The organism is Mesorhizobium sp. CCNWLY176 (assembly GCF_037153935.1).
Taxonomy (GTDB): domain Bacteria; phylum Pseudomonadota; class Alphaproteobacteria; order Rhizobiales; family Rhizobiaceae; genus Mesorhizobium_M; species Mesorhizobium_M zhangyense.
Map to the genome: position 1 here is coordinate 214518 of NZ_JBBBDZ010000002.1, position 25922 is coordinate 240439.

The 25922-nt window shown below is 61.3% G+C and carries 25 protein-coding genes; 12 read left to right on the forward strand and 13 right to left on the reverse strand.

Annotation, left to right across the window (positions count from 1 at the left end; genetic code table 11):
* Nucleotides 1-192 precede the first annotated feature (192 nt).
* Together WBQ96_RS03925 and WBQ96_RS03930 are read right to left on the reverse strand one after the other, a co-directional pair.
* On the reverse strand, nucleotides 193-744 hold the full coding sequence (locus WBQ96_RS03925) for a hypothetical protein (RefSeq protein WP_336547582.1): 552 nt from the start codon (nucleotides 742-744) through the stop codon (nucleotides 193-195).
* A gap of 3 nt (nucleotides 745-747) precedes the next feature.
* On the reverse strand, nucleotides 748-2241 hold the full coding sequence (locus WBQ96_RS03930; RefSeq protein ID WP_336547584.1) for a leucyl aminopeptidase: 1494 nt from the start codon (nucleotides 2239-2241) through the stop codon (nucleotides 748-750).
* Between the two features lie 390 nt (nucleotides 2242-2631).
* On the opposite strand from WBQ96_RS03930, the gene lptF reads away from it, so the two are divergent.
* From lptF to WBQ96_RS03965, 7 genes are all read left to right on the forward strand, one after another.
* Nucleotides 2632-3828: an LPS export ABC transporter permease LptF gene (gene lptF / locus WBQ96_RS03935; RefSeq protein WP_336547586.1), complete on the forward strand. Its 1197-nt coding sequence runs from the start codon at nucleotides 2632-2634 to the stop codon at nucleotides 3826-3828.
* The gene (gene lptG, locus WBQ96_RS03940) at nucleotides 3825-4913 is read left to right on the forward strand and encodes an LPS export ABC transporter permease LptG (RefSeq protein ID WP_336548188.1); all 1089 of its coding nucleotides are present in this window, start codon (nucleotides 3825-3827) and stop codon (nucleotides 4911-4913) included. Before lptF ends, lptG begins: the two co-directional genes overlap by 4 nt.
* On the forward strand, nucleotides 4914-7322 hold the full coding sequence (locus tag WBQ96_RS03945; protein ID WP_336547588.1) for an LPS-assembly protein LptD: 2409 nt from the start codon (nucleotides 4914-4916) through the stop codon (nucleotides 7320-7322). It begins immediately after the preceding gene.
* A 97-nt stretch (nucleotides 7323-7419) separates the two neighbouring features.
* On the forward strand, nucleotides 7420-8358 hold the full coding sequence (locus tag WBQ96_RS03950; RefSeq protein WP_336547590.1) for a peptidylprolyl isomerase: 939 nt from the start codon (nucleotides 7420-7422) through the stop codon (nucleotides 8356-8358).
* A gap of 6 nt (nucleotides 8359-8364) precedes the next feature.
* Nucleotides 8365-9393: a 4-hydroxythreonine-4-phosphate dehydrogenase PdxA gene (gene pdxA / locus WBQ96_RS03955; protein ID WP_337035868.1), complete on the forward strand. Its 1029-nt coding sequence runs from the start codon at nucleotides 8365-8367 to the stop codon at nucleotides 9391-9393.
* Nucleotides 9390-10226: a 16S rRNA (adenine(1518)-N(6)/adenine(1519)-N(6))-dimethyltransferase RsmA gene (gene rsmA / locus WBQ96_RS03960; protein WP_336547594.1), complete on the forward strand. Its 837-nt coding sequence runs from the start codon at nucleotides 9390-9392 to the stop codon at nucleotides 10224-10226. The genes pdxA and rsmA overlap by 4 nt, the downstream gene beginning before the upstream one ends.
* Before the next feature lie 17 nt (nucleotides 10227-10243).
* Nucleotides 10244-10570: an ASCH domain-containing protein gene (locus WBQ96_RS03965; RefSeq protein WP_336547596.1), complete on the forward strand. Its 327-nt coding sequence runs from the start codon at nucleotides 10244-10246 to the stop codon at nucleotides 10568-10570.
* A gap of 60 nt (nucleotides 10571-10630) precedes the next feature.
* Here WBQ96_RS03965 and WBQ96_RS03970 read toward each other — a convergent pair whose 3' ends face one another.
* The 10 genes from WBQ96_RS03970 to fabD all read right to left on the reverse strand — a co-directional run bounded on the left by WBQ96_RS03970 (nucleotide 10631) and on the right by fabD (nucleotide 18501).
* Nucleotides 10631-11224, reverse strand: coding sequence for a class I SAM-dependent methyltransferase (locus WBQ96_RS03970; RefSeq protein WP_336547598.1), 594 nt, complete (start codon nucleotides 11222-11224; stop codon nucleotides 10631-10633).
* 13 nt (nucleotides 11225-11237) lie between these two features.
* Nucleotides 11238-11885, reverse strand: coding sequence for a guanylate kinase (gmk, locus tag WBQ96_RS03975; protein WP_336547600.1), 648 nt, complete (start codon nucleotides 11883-11885; stop codon nucleotides 11238-11240).
* Nucleotides 11886-11891: 6 nt separating this feature from the next.
* Nucleotides 11892-12782, reverse strand: coding sequence for a YicC/YloC family endoribonuclease (locus tag WBQ96_RS03980; RefSeq protein WP_336547602.1), 891 nt, complete (start codon nucleotides 12780-12782; stop codon nucleotides 11892-11894).
* A gap of 111 nt (nucleotides 12783-12893) precedes the next feature.
* Nucleotides 12894-14093, reverse strand: a complete 1200-nt coding sequence (gene mltG / locus WBQ96_RS03985; RefSeq protein ID WP_165115550.1) for an endolytic transglycosylase MltG — start codon at nucleotides 14091-14093, stop codon at nucleotides 12894-12896.
* 111 nt (nucleotides 14094-14204) lie between these two features.
* Entirely contained in the window at nucleotides 14205-15467 is a 1263-nt protein-coding gene (gene fabF, locus WBQ96_RS03990) for a beta-ketoacyl-ACP synthase II (protein ID WP_336547603.1), read from the reverse strand.
* Nucleotides 15468-15504: 37 nt separating this feature from the next.
* Complete coding sequence (locus WBQ96_RS03995) at nucleotides 15505-15741, reverse strand: acyl carrier protein (protein WP_019170544.1); 237 nt, start codon at nucleotides 15739-15741, stop codon at nucleotides 15505-15507.
* A 337-nt stretch (nucleotides 15742-16078) separates the two neighbouring features.
* Nucleotides 16079-16816, reverse strand: a complete 738-nt coding sequence (gene fabG / locus WBQ96_RS04000) for a 3-oxoacyl-[acyl-carrier-protein] reductase (protein WP_336547607.1) — start codon at nucleotides 16814-16816, stop codon at nucleotides 16079-16081.
* Nucleotides 16817-16889: 73 nt separating this feature from the next.
* Nucleotides 16890-17219 carry a type II toxin-antitoxin system YafQ family toxin gene (locus WBQ96_RS04005; RefSeq protein ID WP_336547609.1) on the reverse strand — a complete coding sequence of 110 codons (330 nt, stop codon included), beginning with the start codon at nucleotides 17217-17219 and terminating at the stop codon, nucleotides 16890-16892.
* Nucleotides 17191-17469 carry a type II toxin-antitoxin system RelB/DinJ family antitoxin gene (locus WBQ96_RS04010; RefSeq protein ID WP_336547611.1) on the reverse strand — a complete coding sequence of 93 codons (279 nt, stop codon included), beginning with the start codon at nucleotides 17467-17469 and terminating at the stop codon, nucleotides 17191-17193. The genes WBQ96_RS04005 and WBQ96_RS04010 overlap by 29 nt, the downstream gene beginning before the upstream one ends.
* 90 nt (nucleotides 17470-17559) lie before the next feature.
* Nucleotides 17560-18501 carry an ACP S-malonyltransferase gene (gene fabD / locus WBQ96_RS04015; RefSeq protein ID WP_336547613.1) on the reverse strand — a complete coding sequence of 314 codons (942 nt, stop codon included), beginning with the start codon at nucleotides 18499-18501 and terminating at the stop codon, nucleotides 17560-17562.
* Nucleotides 18502-18797: 296 nt separating this feature from the next.
* Here fabD and WBQ96_RS04020 point away from each other — a divergent pair, with 296 nt between their 5' ends.
* Nucleotides 18798-20645, forward strand: a complete 1848-nt coding sequence (locus WBQ96_RS04020) for an LTA synthase family protein (RefSeq protein WP_336547615.1) — start codon at nucleotides 18798-18800, stop codon at nucleotides 20643-20645.
* A 68-nt stretch (nucleotides 20646-20713) separates the two neighbouring features.
* Here the strand turns inward: WBQ96_RS04020 and WBQ96_RS04025 are convergent, their stop codons facing one another.
* Nucleotides 20714-22369, reverse strand: a complete 1656-nt coding sequence (locus tag WBQ96_RS04025; RefSeq protein WP_165115542.1) for a TadE/TadG family type IV pilus assembly protein — start codon at nucleotides 22367-22369, stop codon at nucleotides 20714-20716.
* A 451-nt stretch (nucleotides 22370-22820) separates the two neighbouring features.
* Here WBQ96_RS04025 and rpsF point away from each other — a divergent pair, with 451 nt between their 5' ends.
* The 4 genes from rpsF (at nucleotide 22821) to WBQ96_RS04045 (ending at nucleotide 25832) form a co-directional block, all read left to right on the forward strand.
* Nucleotides 22821-23345, forward strand: coding sequence for a 30S ribosomal protein S6 (gene rpsF / locus WBQ96_RS04030; protein ID WP_336547618.1), 525 nt, complete (start codon nucleotides 22821-22823; stop codon nucleotides 23343-23345).
* On the forward strand, nucleotides 23345-23593 hold the full coding sequence (gene rpsR / locus WBQ96_RS04035) for a 30S ribosomal protein S18 (RefSeq protein WP_019170551.1): 249 nt from the start codon (nucleotides 23345-23347) through the stop codon (nucleotides 23591-23593). The genes rpsF and rpsR overlap by 1 nt, the downstream gene beginning before the upstream one ends.
* A 212-nt stretch (nucleotides 23594-23805) precedes the next feature.
* Nucleotides 23806-24381 carry a 50S ribosomal protein L9 gene (gene rplI / locus WBQ96_RS04040; RefSeq protein ID WP_336547624.1) on the forward strand — a complete coding sequence of 192 codons (576 nt, stop codon included), beginning with the start codon at nucleotides 23806-23808 and terminating at the stop codon, nucleotides 24379-24381.
* Nucleotides 24382-24536: 155 nt separating this feature from the next.
* Nucleotides 24537-25832 (forward strand): cyclopropane-fatty-acyl-phospholipid synthase family protein, encoded by a 1296-nt coding sequence (locus tag WBQ96_RS04045; RefSeq protein ID WP_336547626.1) that lies wholly within the window; start codon nucleotides 24537-24539, stop codon nucleotides 25830-25832.
* Nucleotides 25833-25922 lie beyond the last annotated feature (90 nt).

The following is a 25922-nucleotide window of genomic DNA, read 5'->3' on the forward strand; positions in this document are numbered from 1 at the left end:
GGTCAACTGCTGCTGAGTAAACACAGGACTAACTTCTCGCTCTACCTGACGACACGGCCCCTGCGATAAAAACGTCCGCATGTGCACTCGCACACGGCGCGTATTTCATTTGCAAATCAGCCTTCCCGTCATTGTTGTAGCCACAGCAGCCTTTCATTTTTCTAAAGGCCCAATCTGGGTCCCGCGATCGGCTTAGCGCGACGAGATATTTACGAGCGCTCCCGCCCCTGCCTGTGAATAATACACTTCGGTCGATCCGGTTTTCCAATGTGCCGAGATCACCACTTCGTTCTTGTCGAGGCTGTCCGGCTTGCCAATGCGTTGCGAAAGCGCGTCCAGAAGTCCGGCAGCATCGGATGCGGAATAGTAGCAGGCCTTGTGGCTGTTCGGGCCTTCCGCAACCCAAAACTGCAGGCTGTCGCCGCGCTCAGGTTCTCCTCTGCGCCAGCCTACGACTTCCACCGAGCCGCCATTGTATGTCACGAAGCTCTGGCGCCATTCTTCCATTTGCGCGCCATCCGACCGCTGCCAGCCGAGTTGATCGCCGCTTGAGGTAGCCTCGGATACGGATCGAGATTGACAGATGCTGAAAAGCTGATCGAGCGTTATGGCAGATGGATTTGCCTGTGCATGGCCGCATGCGATGAAAGCGACGAAGGCAAGCCACAAAATCGTTCTGCGCATTTGCGAATTCCAACAAGAGCCTGCCGCCGCGCCTAGCTCCGGCGCGGCAGCCGCGATCACGTCCTACCCCTCGTAGGCGTCGCGCACGAGCTGGTCGAGCAGGCGCACGCCGTAGCCTGAGCCCCAGGACTGGTTGATCTCGTTGGAGGGCGAGCCCATCGCCGTACCGGCGATGTCGAGATGCGCCCAGGGCGTGTCCTTGACGAAGCGCTGCAGGAACTGCGCGGCGGTGATCGAGCCGCCGAAGCGGCCGCCGATGTTCTTCATGTCGGCGTTCTTGGAATCGATCAGCTTGTCGTATTCGGCACCCAGCGGCAGGCGCCACAGCTTTTCCTGCGTCGTCAGGCCGGCGGTGGTCAATCGCTCGGCAAGTTCGTCATTATTCGAGAACAGACCGGCGTGAGCCTGCCCGAGCGCCACCATGACGGCGCCGGTCAAGGTCGCCAGATTGACCATGAATTTGGGCTCGAAACGCTCGTTGCAGTACCACAGCGCATCGGCCAGCACGAGCCGGCCTTCCGCGTCGGTGTTCAGCACCTCGATGGTCTGGCCCGACATGGAGGTCACGATGTCGCCGGGGCGCTGCGCATTGCCGTCGACCATGTTTTCAACGCAGCCGATGATGCCGACGACATTCACCTTGGCCTTGCGTGCTGCGAGCGTGTGCATCAGGCCCGTGACGGCGGCGGCGCCGCCCATGTCGCCCTTCATGTCTTCCATGCCGGCGGCCGGCTTGATCGAGACGCCACCCGAATCGAACACCACGCCCTTGCCGACGAAGGCGACCGGCTTGTCCTTGGCCTTGCCGCCGTTCCACTGCATCACGACCAGGCGCGGAGGGCGCACGGAACCTTGCGCCACGCCCAGCAGCGCCCCCATGCCGAGCTTCTTCATTTCCTTCTCGGTCAGCACCTCGACCTTGACGCCGAGTTTTTCGAGCTCCTTGGCGTGGGCGGCGAATTCGACCGGACCGAGCACATTGGCCGGCTCGTTGACGAGATCGCGCGCCAGTATCACGCCGTCGACGACGGCCTGCGCGTCGGCGAAAGCCTTCTTCGCGGCTGCCGGATCGGCGCAATGGATGGTGATCTTCGCCGGTTTCGCGGCGGGCTTGCCTTCGCCATCATCCTTCTTCGTCTTGTATTTGTCGAAGCCATAGGACCTCAGCAGAATGCCGGCCGCGATCTTGGCCACTTCCGCACCGCCGACAGCCGTCTCGGGCAAGTCCGCAACCACCGCGACCTCGGACGCCTTGCGCAGCTGCGCGGCAATGGTGCCGCCGAGCCGGAACCATGAATAATCATTGAGGTCCGCCGCCTTGCCGGTGCCGACCGCGACCACGCGGTCGAGCGGGGAGCCCTCAGGTGCCAGGACTTCGACGGTTGCGCCGAACTTTCCGGAGAAATCGGCCACCGGAAACGCCCGATCGAACGCCTTGCCCGGGTCCCAGGCCCTGGCCGCATCGCTCATCGTCCCGCCGTCGGCGGCAAGTACGATCGCACTGCCCTTCTTCGGGGCGGCGAATTTGGCAAAGCTGATGGTGGGCATGGAAGTCATGAAGAGGCCTGCTTTCGTAAGGAGTGCTGATAGGCGATGTTTCCGGGATACCAACGCCGACATTTCGCGGTTTTGACCCATTTAGCAAGGCGCAACCGATCCTGTTCAACTTTTTGCGACATCCCCAGCACAAGGCAGGATGGCGTCGATCAATGCCTTTTTGCCTGCTAAAGAACGCCACCGATTCGCCGTTAACATCCGATTAACCAGCTTTCTTGGCTGTTTCTTAGCCACTGCCAGACGAGACTCCACCATGCCGGAAAAGCGAGACGGGACGGGAACCAGATCGAACCGGTTGTGCAGCCACGATGCCGCGGATAGCTTGTATTCCGGCGTCGGCGTCGGCACATGCCGCTATGAGAAGACCACAACAATGGAATTTGGCGGCGAATGAAGGTCGTTGAACGATACATAATGCGACGTACGTTCGAGATGTTCATGGCAGCCCTGCTGTGGACATTGGCGATCGTATGGACGACGCAGGTTCTCGCCCGCATCGACCTCGTCACCGACAGCGGCCAGTCGGCCCTCACCTTCTTCGAGATCGCAACGCTGATCCTGCCGTCGATCATCCCGATCGTCGTGCCTTTCGCGCTCATCATCGCGGTGGCGCAGACCCTGAGCACGATGAACAGCGATTCCGAACTGGTGGTTATCAGTGCCGCGGGAAGCTCACGCTCTACGATAACGCGCCCGATCATCATCATCGCCGCTCTTGCCAGCCTCTTCTCCTTCGCCGTCGACAACGGCGTCGACCCCTATGCCCGCGAGCGCGGCCGTGAACTGGTGGCGGCTGCGCGCGCCGACCTCCTGTCCCTGGTCATCCAGGAAGGCACCTTCCGCAAGGTCGACGACGGCCTGTTCGTGCAGGTAGGCGAGAGGCTTCCCGACGGGCGGCTCGGCGGCATCTTCGTTGCCGATTCGCGCCAGAAGGATGTCGATCTCGTCTACTACGCCAAAAAGGGCGCGGTCGTTCAGCAGGACGGCAAGAGCATGCTCATCATGAACGACGGCGTGGTTCACAGGAAGACGCCCGCCGGCGACGTCTCGGTTATTCGCTTTACCTCTTATGCTTTTGATCTTTCAGCATTTTCAGCGGCAGCCAGTGAAGTGACTATGTACCCAAAGGATCGCACGCTGCCCTATCTTTTCAAGCCTAATCCCAACGACAAGGTGTACCAGAACAGCCCGCAGCAGTTCCGCGCCGAGATCCATCGCCGCTTCACCGAATCTTTCTACGCGCTCGTCTTCGCGCTGATCGCGCTGGCGGTTGCAGGTGACGCGCGCTCGCACCGCGAAAGCCGCATCCATCCGCTGATGACGGCGGTGACGATCGCGCTTTTCGTTCGCTGGCTCGGCTTTTTCGTGACCCAGCAGGCGCAGTCCAATCCGATGTTCAGTCCGCTTGTCTACGCTGTGCCGCTCGTAACGTCCCTCGTCGCAATCGGCTTTATCAGAAGCAACAGAACGATGGAGCTTCCGATCACCTGGGCCGAGCGTCTTTCAGACTTTGCATCGCAATCCGGCGACCGCATGTCGGTCTTCTGGCTCCGCCTCAAAGGTCGTTTGGCCGGAGGGTCCGCATAATGGGCTGGACGCTGGGACGCTACTTCTTCAGCCGCTATGCCGTGATAACCATGTGGTTCTTCCTCGGCATTTATGCGCTGGTCTTCCTCATCGACTTCACGGAATTTTCCAGCCGCGTTTCCGGCCTGCCCAATTTCACCTTCTTTACCGCCCTTTCGGTTTCGGCACTCCGCGTGCCGATGATCATGATGCAGACCGTGCCTTTCGTGGCGCTCTTTGCCGCCATGGCGACGCTGATTTCGCTCAACCGCAAGTATGAACTGGTAATCGCACGAGCGGCGGGCATTTCGGCATGGCAGTTCCTGCTGCCGGCATGCATCGGCGCGCTTCTGTTCGGCGTCCTCACAGTCGGCGTCCTCAACCCTTTCGCGGCTTACGGTCTGTCGCGATCCGAATTCATCGAGACCAATCTGCGCTCTGGTGCCTCCAACGAGGTTTCGGCCTTCGCCGCCCCATGGATTCACCAGAAGACCGGCGACAGCGACACGATCATCGGCGCGCGGGCCATCCTCAACAAAGGCCTGGAACTCTCGGACGCGGTTTTCTTCGAACTCGACAAGAACGGCGAGATCGTCGAGCGCAAGGACGCGCAGCGCGCCTTCCTGCGCGACGGCTACTGGGAATTGCAGAACGTCAAGCGCTTCCGCGAAGGCGTTCGCCTGGAAACGCTGGAAACCGATCGGGTGCCGACGAATCTCAAGCCGGAATTCGTTCAGGAGCGGCTGGCGCGGCCCGAAACGATCCCGTTTTATGAGCTTCCCGGCAAGATCAAGGTGGCCCAGTCCTTTGGACTCAGCGCCAACGCTTTTGCCATGCAATTCCATTCGCTTATGGCCATGCCGCTACTTCTTGTCGCGATGACTCTCATCGCGGCCACAGTCTCGATGCGTTTTGCAAGGATGGGGCAATCTTCGACGATGATTCTGGGTGGCGTCGTCGCCGGGTTTCTGCTTTATGTCGTATCGGTTCTGGTCAAAGCGTTTGGGAACGCAGGATTCGTTCCGCCTTTTGTTGCAGCGTGGCTTCCAGTGATAGTAGCAATGTTTTTTGGGGTGACCTTCCTGCTGTACAGGGAGGACGGTTAGGTGGGGGTCGCGGTGATTTCAGCGCGCAAATCGGTGACGTTGACGCGCCTTTATGGTGCGACGGCGCTTGCCTGTCTGTTCGCCTATGCCCTGCCCGCCGCGCCCGCCTTCGCGCAGGACGTCCAGAGCCTCAAGCCGAACATTCCAGCCGGCTCGCAGATGCTGATGGAAGCCGACACGCTGGTCTACGACAACGACGCCAATACGGTGACCGCCGTCGGCGGCGTGCAGATCGATTACGGCGGCAACCGGCTCGTCGCGCAGCGCGTCGCCTATGATCGCAAGAGCTCGCGCCTGGTTGCCAGCGGCAATGTCGAGGTCGTCAATAGCGACGGCACCAAGATGTATTCCGAAGAGATCGACGTCACCGACGATTTCGCCGATGGTTTCATCAATGCCCTGCGCGTCGAAACCGTCGACAAGACCTATTTCGCCGCCGAGAGCGGGGAACGAAAATCAGGCACGCTGACGACCTTCAACAATGGCGTCTACACCGCTTGCGCTCCTTGCGAGGAAAAGCCCGACAAAGCGCCGATCTGGCGCATCAAGGCACAGAAGATCATCTGGAACGGCAAGACCAAGGTCGTCCGCTTCGAGAAGTCGAAATTCGAGTTCTTCGGCTTTCCCATTGCCTATCTGCCAGCCTTCGAGATTGCCGACCCGACGGTGAAGCGCAAGAGCGGCTTCCTGATTCCGAGCGTAAGCCAGAATTCCGAGCGCGGCTTCGGCCTTTCCATCCCCTATTATTTCGCCCTGTCGCCGACCTACGATCTCACGGTCACCGGAACCGGCTATACCAAGCAGGGTTTTCTCGGCCAGGCCGAATGGAACCAGCGTTTCAACAACGGCCAATACAGCCTGAAGATCGCCGGCATCCATCAAAACGACCCGGACGCGTTTATCGACAACAAACGGTTTACGGTGGACTCTGGTCCCAACGGCGATCCGAACAAATTCCGTGGCATGGTCGGAACCACCGGCAAGTTTGACATCAATCCGCGCTGGAGCTTCGGCTGGGACGTTCTTCTCCAGTCGGACAAGAATTTTGCCCGCACCTATTCGATCGACGGCTACAACGAATACATCCGCCGTTCCGAGATTTATCTCACGGGTTTGCATGACCGGAACTATTTCGACCTTCGAGCGATGAAGTTCGACGTTCAGGAAGATAGCTTGACCAGCACACGCGACGACAAGGAAGCATGGGCGCTTCCGTCGCTGGATTATTCCTATACGCCCGACGAGCCGGTTTTCGGCGGCGAGCTGAATTTCGACGTCAATGCGCGCGTGATCAACCGGTCGGAGCTCGATGCCCGGCTGGCTACTCCTTTCGTCCGCGGCATCGAAGGCAATTCGGGCCGGCTGACGGCGGAAGCAGAATGGAAACGCTCCTTCATTACTGAAGGCGGCCTTGTCGTTACGCCGCTGCTCGCCTTCCAGACCGACGGTACCTTTGTCGATCAGACCACGGCCTCGGTAAGGGCGATTGAAGGCATGGCCAGGCGACTGCCGACGCCGGTCGAGGCTGATGTTCAGTCTGCCTATTACCGTGCGATGGCGACGGCCGGACTTGAATTGCGCTGGCCTGTTCTTTTCTCGTTCAGCAGCGCTTCCCATGTGCTGGAGCCGATGGCGCAAGTGTTCGCCCGCCCCGACGCGGCCTATTCCGACACGCTTGGCATACCGAACGAGGATGCACAGAGCTTCGTCTTCGATGCGACCACGCTGTTCGAGCGCGACAAGTTCTCGGGTTACGACCGCATCGAGGGCGGAACACGCGCCAATGTCGGCATGCGCTATTCCGGCAGCTTCAACAGTGGCTGGACGACAAACGCCTTGTTCGGCCAGTCGTACCAGCTTGCCGGGGGCAATCCCTTCACCTCCCCCGACCTGGTTAATGTCGGCGCCTATTCCGGCCTGGAAACCGACGAGTCCGATTTCGTCGGCCTCGTCGGCTTTGCAACACCCACCGGTATTGCCGCTTCCGCCAGCGCGCGGCTGGACGAACAGAGCTTCGAAGTCCGGCGCGCCGAATTCAAGGCCGGCTATACGTCCCGGCCGTTTTCACTCTCTGCCAAATATGCCTACATCCAGGCCCAGCCGCTCTACGGTTTCTCCACCGACCGTGAGGAAGTCACTCTCGGCAGCTCAGTCCGGTTCCATGAGAACTGGCGTGCATTCGGATCGGGAACCTATGATTTCGAGTCCGGCGTAGTCACCCGCAACGCAGTCGGCTTCGCCTATGACGACGAGTGTTTCTCATACACGCTGACGATGAGCGAAAAGAGGGACCCGCGTAAAGTCACCGATCCGGTCAATGCCAGCGAGGACGAACGAACGTTCGGCTTCAATATATCTTTCCGCACGCTCGGCGATTTCGGAACGAAGAGCAGTCAGTTCGGGAATTAATGGCAATACTATGTGGCGGCCATCGTTTCGCCGCATAGGATGGGCATCCAAAATCATGTCTAATCAGCAAGAAAATCGAGCACGGGGATCGAACGGTATGACTTCGATCAGGAAGTATCTTCTTTCCACCGGTTTGGCGTTGTTTGTCGCGCTGGGCTCCGCACCTTTGACGATGGCCATTCAGCCGGCGCAAGCCAGCGAGATCAAATACGTCGTCAACAACGTGCCGATCACCACCTACGACATCCAGCGGCGCGCGGCATTCATGAAGCTGCAGCACCGCAAGGGCAATCTCAACCAGCTCGCCGCCGACGAGATGATCGACCAGACGTTGCGCACGGCGGAAATGAAGCGCCTTGGCATCAAGGTGACGGACCAGCAGATCGAAGACGCCTACAACCGCTTTGCCAGCTCCAACAAGATGAAGCCGGCGCAGCTCACCGGCGTTCTTCAGCAAGCCGGTGTCACGGCTGAGCATTTCAAGCAGTTCATCGGCACCCAGATGGGTTGGAACCAGGCGCTGTCGGCGCGCTTTCGCTCGCAGGGCGGCAGCATGAGCGAGCAGGACGTCGTCCAGCGCATGCTTCAGCAGGGCGGCAACAAACCGTCCGCTACCGAATATATGCTTCAGCAGGTCATCTTCGTGGTACCCGCGAAGGAGCGCGGCTCGATCGGCAAGCGCAAGCGCGAGGCAGAGGCCATGCGTGCCCGCTTCAGCGGCTGCGACAGCACCCGGCAATTCGCCAAGGGCCTGCTCGACGTGACCGTGCGCGACCTCGGCCGTGTGCTCGCGCCTGAACTGCCGGGCGAATGGGCCGAGCAGATCAAGAAAACCAAGACCGGCGGCGCCACCGGCGTGCGTGAAACGGAACGCGGCGTCGAATTCATCGGCGTTTGCAGCTCGCGCGAAGTCTCGGATGATCGCGTTGCCAAGATGGTGTTCCAGTCCGAAGGCTCGAAGGACGACCAGGCCGGCGAACTCGACAAGAAGTACATCGCCGAATTGCGGAAGAATGCCCGCATCGTCGAGCGCTGATCCATTGTGCAGCCACGCAATGACGCCCCATTGCTGGCGCTCACGGCAGGCGATCCTTCGGGCATAGGCCCTGAGATCGCCATCGCCGCGTGGCAGGCGCGCAACGGGCACAGCGTTTCTCCCTTCTACCTCCTGACCGATCCCGCTTTGCTGGCTGCCCGCGCGCGGCATCTCGGCATCGAAGTTCCGATCGAGGAAACGACGCCGGCAAACGCAGCAGCCGTCTTTTCGCGCGCCCTGCCCGTCGTGCCGCTCGAAGCGCGCTTCACTGATGCTCCCGGCCTAGCTGACGCCGCTAATGCAGCCGGCATCGTCGAAGCCATCGACCGCGCGGTCGCCGATGTCCATTCCGGCGCAGCCGCTGCCCTCGTCACCTGCCCCATTGCCAAGAAGCCGCTCTACGATGCAGGCTTCCGCTTTCCCGGCCACACCGAATATCTCGCCCATCTCGCCGGGCTGAAGGAAGGCCGCGAGATCACCCCGGTCATGATGCTTGCAGGACCTGACCTGCGCGCCGTGCCGGTGACGATCCATATCGCGCTGGCCGATGTGCCGGGCACACTCACCCAGGTTGCAATCGAAGATATTTCCCGCATCACGGCGCATGATCTTGCCGCACGTTTCGGCATTGCCAAGCCGCGCCTCGCGGTCTCCGGCCTCAACCCGCATGCCGGCGAAGGCGGCGCCATGGGCGGCGAGGACGAGGCGATCATCCGTCCCGCTGTCGAGGCGCTACGCCGCGCCGGCATCGACGCTTTCGGGCCGCTCCCAGCCGACACGATGTTCCACCCACGCGCGCGCGCCAGCTATGACGCGGCGATCTGCATGTATCACGATCAGGCGTTGATCCCCGCCAAGGCGCTGGCATTCGACGAGACGGTCAATGTCACGCTCGGCCTGCCCTTCATCCGCACTTCGCCCGACCACGGCACGGCCTTCGACATCGCCGGCAAGGGCATAGCCCGCCCCGACAGCCTGATCGCCGCGCTGAAGCTCGCCCGGCTGCTGGCCGACAATGAAAGCCGCGCCAAATGACGCTCGACGGACTGCCGCCGCTGCGCGATGTCATCGACCGGCATGAGCTTCAGGCCAAGAAATCGCTCGGCCAGAATTTTCTGCTCGACCTCAATCTCACCGGCAAGATCGCCCGCACCGCCGGTGATCTCAGCGCCACGACCGTCATCGAAGTCGGCCCCGGCCCCGGCGGCCTGACCCGCGCGCTGCTGATGAACGGTGCAAAGCGCGTCATAGCGATCGAGCGCGACGAGCGCTGCCTTGCGGCACTGGCCGAAGTCTCGGCGCATTATCCCGGCCGGCTGGAAGTGGTTTCGGGAGATGCGCTGAAAACCGATTTTGCGGCACTCGCCGGCGGCGAGCCGGTCAAGATCGTCGCCAATTTGCCCTACAATATCGGCACCGAACTGCTCATTCGCTGGCTCACCGTTTCCGATTGGCCGCCCTTCTATTCCTCTATGACGCTGATGTTCCAGCGCGAGGTGGCGCAGCGCATCGTGGCGGCACCCGACAGCGACGCCTATGGCCGCCTCAGCATTTTGGCCGGCTGGCGCACGCAGGCCAGGATCGCCTTCGACGTGCCGCCTCAGGCGTTCACGCCGCCACCGAAGGTGACATCCTCGGTGGTGCATCTCATCCCGCGCGAAAACCCGCTGCCGGCCGACGTGCGCGTGCTGGGCCGCGTCACCGAAGCCGCCTTCGGCCAGCGCCGCAAGATGCTGCGCCAGAGCCTCAAGGGCATCGAGGGCGCACGCCTGCTGGAAGCCACCGGCATCGACGGCACCCGCCGCGCCGAGACGCTCGATATCGCCGAGTTCGTGGCACTGGCGAATGCCGTGTCGCGCAAGGGTTGAGGATGCAGGCCCTCGGCGTGGTCCCTCGCCTTTTCCCGCTGGTCGAGATCGGGCAGAAGACCAGTACGATCCGCTGGCGAGAAACCCGGATCGAACCGGGCTATATGCGCTATGTCTGTGACGGGGAAGCCACGAAGACGGCGATCGTCTGGGTCGTCCGCTGCACCGACCTGCCGCTGTCGCAGGCGGCCGCCTTTGTCGGGCGCGAGGCAGATTGGCCGAAGGATGTCATGCTGGAAGGCATGCGCGAGCACTATCCGGAAATCGAATGGACGGATATCGTCCAGATCGTCGAGCACCTGACGCCCGCTGAAACGGCCCTGCGGGACGATTTTCCCGCCTGAGTTCAGCTCGGATGGCGTCGGTTCGATTGGACGTCATTGCAACGACCTGTATCGACTCCACTATTCCTTTATCGCAGTCACCAAAAGCCACTCAGTGGACTGTTGGTCGTAGCCACTGCCCATTGCGCGGCTAATATCAATGTTCCGCCAACCCGAGCCATAGACCTGTTCGAGCCATTCGGCCGACGGATAATTGTAATAGCGGCCAAAACGGTCGCGCCCCTCCGGCAAGCCAGTCTTGAAAGTGGCATAAAATGCGCCACCGACCTTCAATGCAGCCCGTATGCGGCCGATGATTGATGAAAGTTCACCACGCGGGACATGCAAAAGGCAGGCATTCGCCCAGATGCCGTCATATTGATTCTGCTCCTCTATATCTTCAAAGAGCAGCACCCGCACCGGTCGTTTGAGGCGCTTTTCGGCCTCCCGCGCCAATTCGGCGCAACCGTCAGTAGGAACGACGTCCAGACCGCGAGCCAGCATCGCTGCACTGTCCTGTCCTCCACCGCAGCCGAGTTCGAGAACCTTGGCGCCGCGCGGAAGATAGGCAGCAAAAGCATTAATACGTGCCTCATCGCTCTCTCGCGAACGACTGGCATAGGTCTCGGCCTCGTTGGCGTAGAAATTCAGCGTCGGAGCGTCGCGGGCTGACAATATGCCTCCTGTTTCAGCCTAGCTTCTCGTCCAGCAAACCTGAGATGAAATCGAACAGGCCCGGCCGGCGGTCGCGGCGCAGGCGCTCGGCCGCAACGATCGCCCTGACCTCGGCATAGGCCTGGTTCAGGTCGTGATTGACGACAACGAAGTCGTATTCCTTCCAATGCTCGATCTCTTCGCGCGCATTCTGCAGGCGCTTTTCGATCGCCGCATCGGCGTCTTCGGCGCGACGCTTCAGCCGTGCCTTCAGTTCCGTCATCGACGGCGGCAGGATGAAGATCGAGACGATGTCGACCCGCATCTTGTCCTTGAGCTGAAGCGCGCCCTGCCAATCGATGTCGAAAAGCATGTCGCGGCCTTCGGCCATTGCCGCCTCGACCGGCTCGCGCGGCGTCGCGTAGTAATTGCCGTGCACCTCGGCCCATTCGAGCAGCGCATCGGAATCGCGCAGGCGCTCGAATTCACGCTGCGTCACGAAATGGTAATGCACGCCGTCGATCTCGCTGCCGCGGCGCGGACGCGTGGTCACGCTGACCGACAGGCTAAGTGCCGGGTCTTTCTCCAACAGATTGCGTGCGATGGTCGACTTGCCGGCCCCCGAGGGGGACGACAGCACCAGCATGAGGCCACGGCGGCGAATATTGGTCTCAGCGGCCATAGGCCATTACTCCAGATTTTGAACCTGCTCGCGAAACTGGTCGACGACGGCCTTGAGCTCCAGCCCGATGGCTGTAACAGCGGCGGCGTTCGCTTTCGAGCATAAGGTATTCGATTCGCGGTTAAATTCCTGTGCCAGGAAGTCGAGCTTGCGGCCCACGGAGCCCCCGCCCGACAGCAGCGCCCTGCCCGAAGCAACATGGGTCTTGAGCCGGTCGATCTCCTCGCGGATATCGGCCTTGGTCGCCAGAAACGCCGCTTCCTGATGCAGGCGGCCCTCGTCGAGATTGCTGGTCGCGTCCATCAGGAGCGCTACCTGCTCGGCGATCCGCGCGCGGATGACTGCGGGCTCGCGTGACGGATCGGCCTCGGCCTTCTGTGTCAGCGCCTCGATCGTATCGATATGCCCGCGCAGAAGGTTGCCAAGTGCCTGCCCTTCGGCCTGACGCGCCTGTTCGAGCCCGGTGAGCGCCTTATCGAGCGCACCAAGGATCGCCGCATCGAGACTGGCGCGCGTCTCCTCCGTCTCGGTCGTTTCAGGAATATCGAGCACGCCGCGCAGGGCCAGCAGGCCATCGGCACTTGGCGGTGCCGCGCCGAACTGCTCCTGCAGGCGCTTGGCCAGCCCTGCCAGGTCCTTCAGAAAAGCTTCGTTGACGACGGGCTGGACCATCGTACCGGCAGCGCGGGTGACAGTCAGCGTCACCTGCATATTGCCGCGTGAAAAGCGCTTCTGCACCGCCTGGCGCGCTTGCGCTTCCAGCCTCTCGAAGCCTTGCGGCAGGCGGAATCGCGCTTCGACGGTCTTGCCGTTCACCGACTTCAGTTCCCAGGCGATCGCCGTGCCGTCATGCTCGGCCGAAGCGCGTGAAAAGCCCGTCATGCTCTGCAATGTCATCCCTCGCCCCTTCCGTGCCCAACGGCAAATCGCGGAAATCCGCTTCTGCAAATGCAGCGGGCCGGCAAGCGGCCCGATACAGACTGACTACCGTGTAGAAACAGCTGGTGCCTATTGCGCCGCAGGTGCCGGCGCGCCCTCTGTCGTTCCTTGCGTTTCCCCAGCTTTGGCGGCTTCTTCGGCCTGCTTCTTCTGTACGGCGCGCCACCGCGCCACATTGTCGTTGTGCTCGTCCAGCGACTTGGCAAAAACATGCCCGCCGGTACCGTCGGCAACGAAGTAGAGATCTTCGGTCTTGGACGGATTGGCGACAGCCTCCAGCGAAGCCTTGCCCGGATTGGCGATCGGCGTCGGAGGCAGGCCGTTGATGACATAGGTGTTGTAGGGCGTCGGCTTCTGGATGTCGGACTGGTAGATCGGCCGATCGGAAGGCCGGCCCTTGCCGCCGAACAGACCGTACAGGATCGTCGGGTCGGACTGGAGCCGCATTTTCTTTTCCAGCCGGTTGATGAAGACCGATGCAACGCGCGAACGCTCGTCGTTGCGGCCCGTCTCCTTCTCGACGATGGAGGCCAGCGTGACGAACTCGTTGACGTCGGCCAGCGGCAGGTCAGGCGAACGGCGCTGCCAGATATCTTCCACCAGCTGCTTCTGGTGGGCCAGCATCTTGTCGATGATCTGCTGGCGCGTGGTGCCGCGCGTAAAGCGCTGCGTGTCGGTGGCCAGGCTGCCTTCCGGCGGCAGGGTCGCCGGCATGTCGCCGGTCAGTGCGTCCTGTTCGGCGATGCGCTGGAACGCCTGCTCGACGGTCAGGCCTTCGGGGATCGTCAGCGAATACATCACCGACTTGCCGCTCTTGAGCAGTTCCATCACCTCATGCATGGAAGCGCCCGCCTTGACCTCGTATTCGCCGGTCTTCAGCGCCATGTCGTTGCCATAGGCGCGCACGCCAAGGCGGAAGATGCGTGCGTCGCTGATCAGGCCGCGACGCTCGAGCTGGTCGGCTATGTCCTGGACACCGGTGCCGGGCTTGACCAGAAAGGTCTGCGCCGTGGTGGTCGGGCCGGGCCCTTCAAACTCGCGCTTGCCGAAAAATACAGCAGCACCCGCAGCCAACACCGCCAGAATCACCAGCGAAAGCATGAAGTTGAGGAAAACAACGAACTGATTGCGCGAGGCGCGCGAGCGCGTGCGTTTCGGCGGCGGCGTGCCCTGTTCCGGGCGCAGTGCTTCGCTGGCGCTCTTCGGAACGATCGGTTTAGGCGGCTCGGGACGCCGGCCGAATTCGGCGTCGGAAGGATTGGTGTTCATGGCGCCTCAACACTTTGCAATCAGACGAATCCCCACCGAGATAAGGGTCGAAGGCAGACCCTAGGCACGAATATGTCAAAATTCACGGCGAAACGGCCCTATTGGCCGCCTTCAGCCGTTATAGCGCTGGAAAACCAGCGACGCATTGGTCCCGCCGAATCCAAAGGAATTGGATAGCGCAACATCGATCTGGCGCTCGCGCGCCTTGTTCGGCACGAGGTCGATTGCCGTTTCGCGTTCTGGATTGTCCAGATTGATCGTCGGCGGCGCGATGTTGTCGCGAATGGCAAGCACCGAGAAGATCGCCTCGGCAGCACCCGCAGCACCCAGGAGATGGCCGATCGCCGACTTCGTCGACGACATCGAAATCTTCGATGCAGCATTGCCGACCAGCCGCTCGACCGCGCCAAGCTCGATCGTGTCGGCCATGGTCGATGTTCCATGCGCGTTGATGTAGTCGACATCGGCAGGCTGCAGGTTCGCGCGCTTGAGCGCGGCGGTCATGCAACGGAAAGCGCCGTCGCCGTCTTCGGCGGGTGCGGTGATGTGGTAGGCATCGCCGGTCAGGCCGTAGCCCGTCACCTCGGCATAAATCTTGGCGCCGCGCGCCTTGGCGTGCTCAAGCTCCTCGAGCACGACAACACCGGCGCCCTCGCCCATGACGAAACCGTCGCGGTCTCGGTCATAGGGGCGCGAAGCCTGTTCGGGCGTGTCGTTGCGATCGGTGGAAAGCGCCTTGCAGGCGGCGAAACCGGCCAGCGAAAGGCGTGTCACGGGTGCTTCCGCACCACCGGCAAGCATGACGTCGGCATCGCCGAAGATGATCAGCCGGGCTGCATCGCCGATGGCATGCGCGCCCGTCGAGCATGCGGTCACCACGGCATGATTCGGGCCCTTCAGCCCGTGCCGGATGGAGACCTGGCCGGAGACCAGGTTGATGATCTGTCCGGGAATGAAGAAGGGGCTGATGCGGCGCGGGCCGCGCTCCTTGAGAATGAGCGCATTTTCCGCGATGCCCTCGATGCCGCCGATGCCGGAACCGATCATCACGCCGGTGGCGTGCTGTTCCTCGGGGGTCTTGGGTTCCCAGCCGGAATCCTTGAGCGCTTCGTCGGCGGCCGCAATCCCGTAAAGGATGAAGTCGCCGATCTTGCGCAGTTCCTTCGGCTCCAGATAGGCTTCCGGGCTGAAGGTGGCGTTGCTGCCGTCGCCACGCGGAATCACATGCGCGATCTTGCAGGCAAGATCCTCGACATCAAATTCCGTGACTTTCCTGGCGGCGCTCTTGCCGCTCAGGATTTGTTTCCATCCATGTTCCACGCCAACGCCAAAAGGCGAAAGCAGTCCCATGCCGGTGACGACGACACGCCTCATAGCGATACTCTCGGAAAGCTGACTGCTGGACTGAGCGTCAGGCCGAGGCCTTGTCGATGTACTTGACGGCGTCGCCGACCGTCAGAATCGTCTCGGCTGCATCGTCAGGGATTTCGACGCCGAATTCTTCTTCGAAGGCCATGACGAGTTCGACCGTATCAAGGCTGTCCGCGCCGAGATCATCGATGAAGCTGGCGGCTTCCGTTACCTTGTCGGCCTCGACGCCGAGATGTTCGACAACGATCTTCTTGACGCGCTCTGCGGTGTCACTCATTTGGGCATCCTCGTCTCTTGTTGTTCGTCTTCGTTAACGGCACGACTGCCGCTAATCAAGTTGAAAGATGTTCCCTCCCGGGAACGTAGCGGCAACGGCGGGAAGTTTGCCGAAATCGCCGCGTTGATGGCCGCATTACACGAAAAGACGCCCGCGTCCAATGCGAAAACGCCTTGTTTGGTCATAGCGCGGCATGAACCTTGTTAAGAATTCGCCCTGTCGAGTCAGGTGGCGTGGCTTTCGAGAACCGGAGCGGAGCGTACATAAAGTATGTGAGCACCGGAAGCGCAGAAAACCGCGCAAGATGGCCGACAGGATAGAATTATCAACAAGGTTCTCAGATCATCGCCATGCCGCCGTTGACGTGTATCGTCTGGCCGGTGATGTAGGCTGCTTCATTGGACGCCAGATAGACCACCGCCGAGGCGACTTCCGCGCCCGTTCCCATGCGCCGGGTCGGGATGGCGGCCATGATCGCCTCCTTCTGCTTGTCGTTCAGCTTTTCGGTCATGGCTGATTCGATGAAGCCCGGAGCGACGCAGTTGACGGTGACGTTGCGGGTGGCGATCTCCTGCGCCAGCGACTTCGACAATCCGATCATGCCGGCCTTGGAAGCGCAGTAATTGGCCTGGCCGGGATTGCCGGTGACGCCGACAACCGAGCTGATGTTGATGATGCGGCCATTGCGGCGGCGCATCATGGGATGGGTCAGCTCGCGGGTCAGGCGGAACACCGCCGTCAAATTGACCTCCAGGACCGCGTCCCAATCGGCATCGGACATGCGCACGAACAGGCCGTCCTTGGTGATGCCGGCATTGTTGACGAGGATATCGACGCCTTCGAGATCGGCTTCGGCCTTCTGGCCGAGCGCCTTGACCTCGTCGCGGTCCGACAGGTTCGCCGGAAACAGCTTTACGCGGTCGCCGAGTTCGGCAGCCAGCGTTTCCAGCTTCTCAACCCGCGTACCATGCAGGCCAACGGTTGCGCCCTGCGCATGCAGCGCACGCGCCACCGCCTCGCCGATGCCGCCGGTAGCCCCGGTGACGAGTGCCTTGCGGCCGGTCAGATCGAACATTTTTGACTCCCCTTCCAGCTTCCCGGTTTCCTTCGGAAGCGATAAGCAGACAGCAAGGCTGCCCTAATCCTTGTTATTCGAACAACTCAGCATGAGTTCCGGCCCGAACAAACACAATCTGTTCCCGCGGCCCTTTGCCATCGAGGCGGTAGACGAGCAGGAAATCACCACCAATATGACACTCACGATGAGCCGCCCAATCGCCCGTCAAAGCGTGATCCAGCCACTCTCTTCCAAGCGGCCCGTCATTCGCGACGAGCAGCATCATCGCTTCCTTGATCCGCTTCATATCGAACCGGCCCGAACGGGACAAACGTTCCCAATCCTTGAGAAAGCTCTTCGTATATTCGGATGCCCTCGGTAGCGAGGAACGTTTATCGCTCGCCGGCCTTTTCGAGGTCATCCAATAGTTCCTGAGCGGTTGCGAAGCGGGCACGGCCATTCTGAATGATGGTATCGGCCTCGGCCATCGCCGCGCGCGTTTCCGCATTCGGCATGCGAAGATCGAAAGGTACGGTCTTTTCGCGCGCTATACGCTTGAGCATGACCCTGACCACCCCCGAAACAGACAACCCCATCGAGGCCAATACGGCCGACGCCTCATTCTTCTCATCTTCGTCCACACGCACATGGACCATTCCCGTGGCTGCCATGACGGCCTCCTGATTCAACTCTGTAATACATTGTATCTCATTTGCCGAATATCAAGCAACACGAGATCAACATATTTGCAGCAAAGGCGCCTAGGCCAGCGCCGCAATGGCGGCATCGACATCGGCCGGGTTGTTGACGGCTGCGGTGGCGATTTCCTTGTTGATACGCCGTGCCAAACCGGAAAGCACCTTGCCTGCGCCAACTTCATAAAGCGTGGTCACGCCATTTGCGCCGAACCATTCCACCGTTTCGCGCCAGCGCACGCGGCCGGTCACCTGCTCGACGAGGCGGGCAGCGATCTCATCCGGGTCGCTCAGCGGCCGGACGACGACATTGGCTACGACTGGAACCGAAGGCACGTTCTTCGTCACATCGGCCAGCGCCTCACGCATGGCGTCGGCCGCCGGACCCATCAGTGCGGAATGGAAAGGTGCGGAGACCGAGAGCATCAGTGCGCGCTTGGCGCCCTTTTCGGTGCACAGCTTTGCCGCCAGTTCGACGGCGGCCTTGGCGCCCGAAATCACCAGCTGTCCGCCGCCATTGTCGTTGGCGATCTGGCAGACCGAATTTTGCGCCGCTTCCGCGCAGGCGGCTTCCACGTCGGCCTGCTCAAGTCCGATGATTGCCGCCATCGCCCCCTCGCCTACCGGCACGGCGGCCTGCATGGCATTGCCGCGAATGCGCAGCAGCCGGGCAGCATCGCCAATCGAGAAGGTGCCGGCAGCGGCAAGCGCCGAATATTCGCCAAGCGAGTGGCCGGCGACGTAGGCGACCTTGTCTTTCAGCGAGAATCCGCGCGCTTCCAGCGCCCGGATCGCGGCCATCGACACCGCCATCAGCGCCGGTTGCGCGTTTGCGGTCAGCGTCAGCGTCTCTTCGGGGCCTTCCCACATGATCTGCGAAAGCTTCTGGCCCAGCGCGTCATCGACCTCGTCGAACACCGCGCGAGCCTCCGGAAAGGCATCCGCCAGATCCTTGCCCATGCCCACGGCCTGGCTGCCCTGGCCTGGAAAGGTGAATGCAACGGCCATGTCCCGCTCCCGGATTTGTTTGTCGGAAAGGCCCTGTGGCGCAGGAAAGCCGGCGGAGTCAAGGCCACAGATCATGAAGCGCGGCTGCTATCTACCTGCCGTTCCATGAAAATCCGCAACAGTAATTTACCGGCGGTCTTCCCATTTTGAACACAGACGCTAGATTTTGTGACGGTTCGATGACAGTGAGATGACGGTTTAGTTTCGCGTTCGAGGTTCGTGAGTTGTCCAATCGGCTTACTGTGGCACAAGGGAATACGGTATGTGAGAGTGCCCGCGGCCGTGCAAAACGCCGCGTGCAGGCGCTCCATCTTGCCCGAACCCTGGCGCTTACCGTCATAATATCGGCACTTCTGGTATTTTCCGTCGAACTGATCGTTCGCGGCTCGCTTGAGCAGACATTGCTGTTTTTCCAGCAGCCGTTCCGGCCGGGTTGGACAACCGTCGTGATCTTTGCGCTGGTGCTGGTGTTTCTCGACGCCCTGCTTGGGCGCGCGCATCACGCTTTGCTGCTGGTGGCGCCGCTGGCGCTGCTCCTGGCCTTCATAGGCCATCAGAAATCGCTCTATCTCGGCGATCCACTTTACCCGACCGACTTTCTCTATGCCCGCCAGATTGTCGAATTGACGCCGCTTCTGGTGCGGCAGCGCCCGATGTCGGCGGTTTTCATGGCAGTCGGGGCGATCGCGGCGATTGCCATGCTGGTCTATGCCTGGAAGTTCTGGCGCCGCCGCATACCGGCACTGTCATGGCGCGCGCGCATCACACGCCTCGGCCTGGCGCTGCCGGCCCTGGTGTTCTTCGGCTCTATCATGGACTACGCGACCTTCTCCTGGGCGCGTGACCGTCTCCAGATCATCCCGATTATGTGGGACCAGAAGGAGAATTATAACAGCAACGGCTTCGCCATCGCCTTCGCGCTCAACGTGCCGATGGCAAAGGTGCTGGCCCCGGCGGGCTATTCGGACAAGGCCATCGCCGCAATCACGCGGCCCGAGGCCGATGCCCCGGTGCTGCCCGCTGAAAAGCCCGACATCATCATCGTGATGAACGAATCCTTCTGGGATCCGACCCGGCTGCCGGGCCTTGAGATCACGCCGGACCCCATCGCCAATGTGCGCTCGCTCGAATCCGGCCATATCTTCTCGCCGGAGTTCGGCGGCATGACCGCCAATGTCGAGTTCGAGGCGCTGACGGGCTTTTCCAACGCCTTCCTGCCTTATGGCAGCATTCCCTATCAGCAATATGTGCGCAGCCCGATTCCCTCGCTCGCCACCTTCCTGAAGAGCGAAGGCTACGCCACCAAGGCGATCCATCCTTTCGGCGGCTGGTTCTGGAACCGCACGCCCGTCTATCAGGCGTTCGGTTTCGACACCTTCCTGTCGGCCGACAATCTGCCGCCGCTCGCTTCACGCGGGCCGCTGGTGTCCGACAAGGCATTGACCGAGGAGATCATTCGCCAGGCCGATGCCACGCGCGATCCGTTCTTCATCTTCACCGTCACGCTGCAGAATCACGGCCCCTATGAGCCGAACCGCTATTGGGACACCAGCCACACCGTCTCGGGCAATGTCAGCCAGACGGCGCGCGATTCGGTGTTGAGCTATGCCGAAGGTGCTTCCGACGGCGACAAGGGCCTCGCGCGGCTGATCGAATGGGCGAAGAACCGCGAGCGTCCGACCGTCATCGCCTTCTTCGGCGACCACCTGCCGCCGCTGGGGCCGGTCTATATCGAAACCGGGTTCATGAAAGACCAGGTCGCACCGCGCAAGGCGCCGCTGCCCGAGATGAGCCTGCAGCATGAGACGCCGCTGGTCATCTGGTCGAACCGCACCGGGCCGGCGGAAAACATCGGCTCGATAAGTCCGGCCTTCCTGCCGCTGCATGTGCTGAAAACGGCCGGCATCAGCCACCCCTACTACACCGGCTTCCTCGGCGGCGTGCGCGAGCATTTCCGCGTTGTCGACCGCAACATGCTGGTGACGCCGAACGACGAAGCCCTGCCGGACTGGTCGCGCGCCAAGGAGATCGATCCCGAGATCCGCGACTATCGCCTGCTGCAATACGACATGATGTTCGGCAAGCGACACGCCGCACCGGAGTTCTTCCCCGAAACGACGGGCAAGCCGGTGCCGGCTACCTGAGACTGACGACGGCGATTCCAGGAAAGTGCGCTGCGGTTTTCCGTCCGGAGTTGCGTAAAGAAAAACCGTCAGTTGGTAACGTAAAGGTCCGTAATCGCATAGGCGATGTTGTCGAAGGCGGCCTTGAGCTGGGTCGCATCCTTGGTTGGATAGTAGTTCGCCGGCGTCGAGGCACAGCCGCTGTAGAGCTTGCGGTTTGCAGCCGTGTCGGCACCCAGAACGACGGTGAACACCTTGACGCCCTGGTTCTTCAGGCGCGTGCACATGGCGTCCGTCCAGGTGTTGACGTTGGTCAAGGCAGTGGCCCTGGTCGAGCTGCTCGTGCCCATGCGGTAGGTGTCGAAATATCCGTAAGCGCCGTAGTCGGACTGATTGGCCAGTTCGCTCGATGCGCCGAAAACGTTGTTCTCGCCATCAGTGAACACAACCACGACCTTGGACGTCTGGTCCGAATTGAAAGCGTCACCCTGGTCGTAGGGCTCGCCCGGCGACAGGACGCGATAACCCCACGCTAGCCCCTCGGATACGTTCGTTCCCGAGCCATACCAGTATACCATCTTGCTGATGTCGGTCTTGAGGCTCTCCAGATCGGTGGTCAGCGGCGCGATCGGGGTCGGACAGGCATAGTTCGGTCCGGTTGTTGCCGGAGCTGCCGTGTTGATCACCGCAGTATTCCTGATGCTGACGTTGGAGTATTTGGCCACAGCCATTTGCTGCGTTTTTTGCAGAACCTTCGTCGCCGCTTTATTGCCGTCGCTGAGGTAGCTGTTGTTGAACGCAGTGGCGCTGTTGGGGGAAGCTTTTGCAGCGCCGGGTTCGTCAGGCGCGAAATAGGGCACGAACACAGTCTCGGGTTTTACGTTACCCGTTTGATCGGCCGCGGTATAGACGAGCTTGGCCGGCGGCGTGTCGTCCAGATTTAACGCGTCAGTGGTCAGGTTTGGAGTGCCATCCGCGTTGAACTTCGAAGTGCGGGCTTCCACGCAGCCTTTCCATTCCACCTTCAGCTTGTTGACGAAAAGATCCCAGTGACCATAGCGCCTACCGTCAGCGTAGGTGGCAAAATTGTTTCCGTTGGTGCTTTTGTCGTCCTTCGGAACAATTGTCCGCTTGTCGATCCACTCGTCCTTGAAGCCGACGCCGTTGATGTTCACCGCCGTCACGAACGGCACCAGCGCCACGCGGATTTCGCGTTCCGGCTTTTCCGTCTTGGCTTGCTTGAGAATGTTGACGAGTTGCGTCGCGCCGTCGCGCAGTGCCTTCATATTGGCGTCGCCCATGGAACCGGTGTTGTCGAGCACCATCGCCACTTCCAGCTTTGCTGTCGATTCATAGGCGCTGGCCTTGACTGAGAGATGCCCGCTCTTGCCGAAGACGAAGCTGAAATTAAGGGCGACCTCCGCCGTGGCCGTCGCAGTGGTCTTGATGTAGTTGACGCCCTGCTCCACCGTCAGATGAGCAGACGGGTTGACGAGGCTGCCCTGGCCGTTTGTGTTGGCCTTGAAATAACCGTCGAAAAGATCGTCGCGCGATGTCGACTTGTCGGCCAGCCGGGAAGCGGCGAGCACGGCCGAATCGAGCGCGTTCTGCAGGCTGGATTTGGCCGACATCAGGTTGGAGACGTCGAGCGCAAAGCCGACGCCGGTTAGCATGACGGGCAGCGACACGGCGAACATCATGGCGAAGTTGCCGCTGGTCGAGCGCCAGAACCGCGTGACGAGCATAAAAGTGTACCCCCGGATCGCCCAAATTGGCCAATTACCGTGATTTCTGGGTGAACAGGGTGAAGAGATCGTTGATTTCCGGGGTACCCTTGCCCGCAATTTCACGCGGTGGTTAAGGATGCGTTGGCGCAGCACCAGCAATTTTCTGCGTCCGACGCCTCCGACCTGAAGCCGGCGCCAAAGCGGCGATCGGCTCCCGCCCTTGCCTTCCGGCCAGAATGCTGTATAGACGCCCGCAATCTGCCGGTCCCAGCTGGGGGCTGAACGGAGGGCCGGAGGTTTTTCGCAAGAAGAGCCGCCGTGTGAAGCAAAAAGTGCTTCCGCCTCCCGTGTCTCCGCTCTCGACCGTCTCGTCATGCTCCTTTCTTCCCTGCTCTTGCAGGTCAAAGAGAAGTTGCAGAGGCTTTAGCCGCCGGGAACCGGACAGGGAAACGAAGAAAGGCAAAGAACAATGGCTCTATACGAACATGTGTTTCTTGCCCGGCAAGACCTCTCGCAGCAGCAGGTCGACGCGCTTGTGGAACACTACAAGGGTGTCATCTCCTCGCATGGCGGGTCCGTTGGCCGGGTCGAGAACTGGGGACTGAAGTCCCTCACCTACCGCGTCAAGAAGAACCGCAAGGCGTATTACACGCTTATGGATCTCACCTGCCCGTCGGCCGCTCTCAACGAGATGGAGCGCCAGATGGGTCTTTCCGAAGACGTCCTGCGCTTCCTGACCGTCAAGGTCGAGGCTCATGAAGAAGGCGTCTCCGCCATGATGCAGAAGCGCGAAGAGCGCTCCGAGCGTGGCGACCGCGGCTTCGGCGATCGTGGCGACCGCCCGAACCGCAGCTTCGGCGACCGTGACCGCGGCGATCGTGGTCCGCGCAGCTTCGGCGACCGCGATGGCGGTGGCGATCGTGGCCCGCGCAATTTTGGTGACCGTGACGGCGCTCCGCGCCGGCCGCGCGATGAGGCAGGAGCTGCAGAATAATGGTCGACATCAATCAGATCCCGACCCGGCGCCCGTTCCATCGCCGCCGCAAGACCTGCCCGTTCTCCGGCGCCAACGCTCCGAAGATCGATTACAAGGACGTGCGTCTGCTGCAGCGCTACATTTCCGAGCGCGGCAAGATCGTGCCGTCGCGCATCACCGCCGTCAGCCAGAAGAAGCAGCGCGAACTCGCCAAGGCGATCAAGCGCGCCCGTTTCCTCGGCCTGCTGCCCTACGTGGTGAAGTAATAGCTTTCCGTGGTGGGCGGTTTGCCGCCCATCACACTCTCCTCCGCGACGGGCGCGGATCAGGAGCTGCGTAAAATCCCGAGTTGGGATCGGTAACGATCTCTAACTGCCGCGACAGGCAGGACAGCGACACCGGCGGCAACGCCCTCTCTGCGTCCTGACCTGTTCCGATCATTTCCGGCGAAAGCCGAAACCGAACAAGGATCAGAACCATGCAAGTCATTCTTCTCGAACGTATTTCCCGCCTCGGCCAGATGGGCGACACCGTCAAGGTCAAGGACGGCTTTGCCCGTAACTTCCTGCTGCCGCAGGGCAAGGCGCTTCGCGCCAACGAAACCAACAAGAACAAGTTCGAAGGCCAGCGCGCCCAGCTCGAAGCCCGCAACCTCGAGCGCAAGTCCGAAGCCCAGGAAATCGCAGACCGCCTCGACGGTAAGACCTTCACCGTCGTGCGTTCGGCCGGCGAAACCGGCCAGCTCTACGGTTCGGTCTCGACCCGCGACATCTCCGACATCGTCACCGCCGAAGGCTTCTCGGTCAACCGCAACCAGGTCGAGCTCAACCAGCCGATCAAGACCATCGGCCTGACCAATGTGGCGATTGCGCTGCATCCGGAAGTCGAAGTCACCATCACGCTGAACATCGCCCGCACGGCTGACGAAGCCGAGCGCCAGGCAGCCGGCGAGAAGCTGGATTCGGCCGAAGCCATCTACGGCGACGACATCAACGAGAACGCCCGCCCCGACAACTTCTTCGACCCGAACGAAGAAGAAGGCGAGGAAGCCTGATCACGCTTTAAAAAGCGGATTGTTCATTCGTGAACTGGACCAAAGCCCGGGTGAAAACCCGGGCTTTTTTGTACAAGCTGGAACATTTTCAGCCGTGGCTCTTTGACGCAGAATGATGTCGACCCCATATTGAAATCAGCATTGGGTGCCTTGGCATGAACATTCTGCTTCAACGTGTAATTGAACGTCTCGTTCGCACCGGTAACCTCACCGTCACCGGACCGAACGGCTCCACCCACACTTTCGGCGACGGCACTGGCGAGCCCGTCCATGTCGTCATCAACACGCGCCATGCCGAGCGCGCCATCGCCTTCGACCCTATGCTGGCACTGCCGGAAGCCTTCATGGAAGGCGAGCTGGACGTCGTCGAAGGCGACATTCTCGGCGTGTTGCGCGTGGCTTTCCAGAATATGGGTCCGGGCGGCATCGAGGCATCATGGACGAAGGCCGTCGAGGGCCTGCGCCATGCCTTCCGCCGATTCTACCAGTTGAACACGGCCGGCCGCTCCAGGCGCAACGTGCAACGCCACTACGACCTCTCGGGCGAGCTCTACAAGCTCTTCCTCGACGACGACATGCAATATTCCTGCGCCTATTTCGAGCGGCCAGACATGACGCTGGAGGAAGCCCAGCTCGCCAAGAAAAGGCATATCGCTGCCAAGCTGCGCATCAAGCCCGGCCAGAACGTGCTCGATATCGGTTCCGGCTGGGGCGGTCTCGGCCTTTATCTCGCCCGCACCTTCGATGCGGACGTTCTCGGCGTCACGCTGTCGACCGAGCAGCATGCGGTCGCCACCGAGCGCGCGCATGAAGAAGGGCTGGAAAACCACGTCCATTTCGAGCTTCGCGACTACCGCCACCTGACCGAGCGTTTCGACCGCATCGTTTCGGTCGGCATGTTCGAGCACGTCGGCGTCAACCACTACCGCACCTTCTTCGACAAGGTCGCCACGCTGCTGAAGCCCGACGGCGTCATGGTGCTGCATTCGATCGGCCGCAGCGGGCCGCCCTCGGCCACCAACGCTTTCATCCGCAAGCACATCTTCCCCGGCGGCTACATCCCCGCGTTGTCGGAAGTGCTGCCGCATATAGAGAAGTCGGGCCTGATGGTCTCGGACGTCGAAGTCTTGCGCCTGCACTATGCCGACACGCTGAAGAACTGGCGCGAACGCTTCATGGCCAACCGCGAGCGGGCCAAGGAAATCTACGACGAGCGCTTCTGCCGCATGTGGGAGTTCTATCTCGCCGGCTCGGAAGCCGCGTTCCGCTGGCAGGACCTCATGGTGTTCCAGATCCAGCTCACCCGCCGCAACGACATCGTGCCCCTGACGCGCGACTATATCGGCAAGTGCGAGAAAGCGATCGCCATGCACGAGGCTGCACACCAGCCGGAAGCCGAGACCGTGAAGAAGCCGCTGAGATCGCGGCGGATTCCCGAAGCGGGCGAGTAATCGCGCTTTCCTTCCAGGGTTCGCGCCGCCCCTCATCCGTCTGCCGGCACCGACCGGGGCGAGCCACGGGTCTCGCCCGTCCTTCGGACC

Bases quoted from the DNA above. Each gene is read 5' to 3' on its own strand.
- rsmA (WP_336547594.1), top strand. From the start codon at position 9,390: ATGACGCTCGACGGACTGCCGCCGCTGCGCGATGTCATCGACCGGCAT.
- WBQ96_RS04005 (WP_336547609.1), bottom strand. From the start codon at position 17,219: ATGACCTCGAAAAGGCCGGCGAGCGATAAACGTTCCTCGCTACCGAGG.
- WBQ96_RS03950 (WP_336547590.1), top strand. From the start codon at position 7,420: ATGACTTCGATCAGGAAGTATCTTCTTTCCACCGGTTTGGCGTTGTTT.
- WBQ96_RS04045 (WP_336547626.1), top strand. From the start codon at position 24,537: ATGAACATTCTGCTTCAACGTGTAATTGAACGTCTCGTTCGCACCGGT.
- fabF (WP_336547603.1), bottom strand. From the start codon at position 15,467: ATGAGGCGTGTCGTCGTCACCGGCATGGGACTGCTTTCGCCTTTTGGC.
- WBQ96_RS04025 (WP_165115542.1), bottom strand. From the start codon at position 22,369: ATGCTCGTCACGCGGTTCTGGCGCTCGACCAGCGGCAACTTCGCCATG.
- rplI (WP_336547624.1), top strand. From the start codon at position 23,806: ATGCAAGTCATTCTTCTCGAACGTATTTCCCGCCTCGGCCAGATGGGC.
- fabD (WP_336547613.1), bottom strand. From the start codon at position 18,501: ATGGCCGTTGCATTCACCTTTCCAGGCCAGGGCAGCCAGGCCGTGGGC.
- rpsF (WP_336547618.1), top strand. From the start codon at position 22,821: ATGGCTCTATACGAACATGTGTTTCTTGCCCGGCAAGACCTCTCGCAG.
- gmk (WP_336547600.1), bottom strand. From the start codon at position 11,885: ATGGCCGCTGAGACCAATATTCGCCGCCGTGGCCTCATGCTGGTGCTG.
- WBQ96_RS04010 (WP_336547611.1), bottom strand. From the start codon at position 17,469: ATGGCAGCCACGGGAATGGTCCATGTGCGTGTGGACGAAGATGAGAAG.
- lptF (WP_336547586.1), top strand. From the start codon at position 2,632: ATGAAGGTCGTTGAACGATACATAATGCGACGTACGTTCGAGATGTTC.
- WBQ96_RS03980 (WP_336547602.1), bottom strand. From the start codon at position 12,782: ATGACATTGCAGAGCATGACGGGCTTTTCACGCGCTTCGGCCGAGCAT.
- WBQ96_RS03995 (WP_019170544.1), bottom strand. From the start codon at position 15,741: ATGAGTGACACCGCAGAGCGCGTCAAGAAGATCGTTGTCGAACATCTC.
- mltG (WP_165115550.1), bottom strand. From the start codon at position 14,093: ATGAACACCAATCCTTCCGACGCCGAATTCGGCCGGCGTCCCGAGCCG.
- rpsR (WP_019170551.1), top strand. From the start codon at position 23,345: ATGGTCGACATCAATCAGATCCCGACCCGGCGCCCGTTCCATCGCCGC.
- fabG (WP_336547607.1), bottom strand. From the start codon at position 16,816: ATGTTCGATCTGACCGGCCGCAAGGCACTCGTCACCGGGGCTACCGGC.
- WBQ96_RS03930 (WP_336547584.1), bottom strand. From the start codon at position 2,241: ATGACTTCCATGCCCACCATCAGCTTTGCCAAATTCGCCGCCCCGAAG.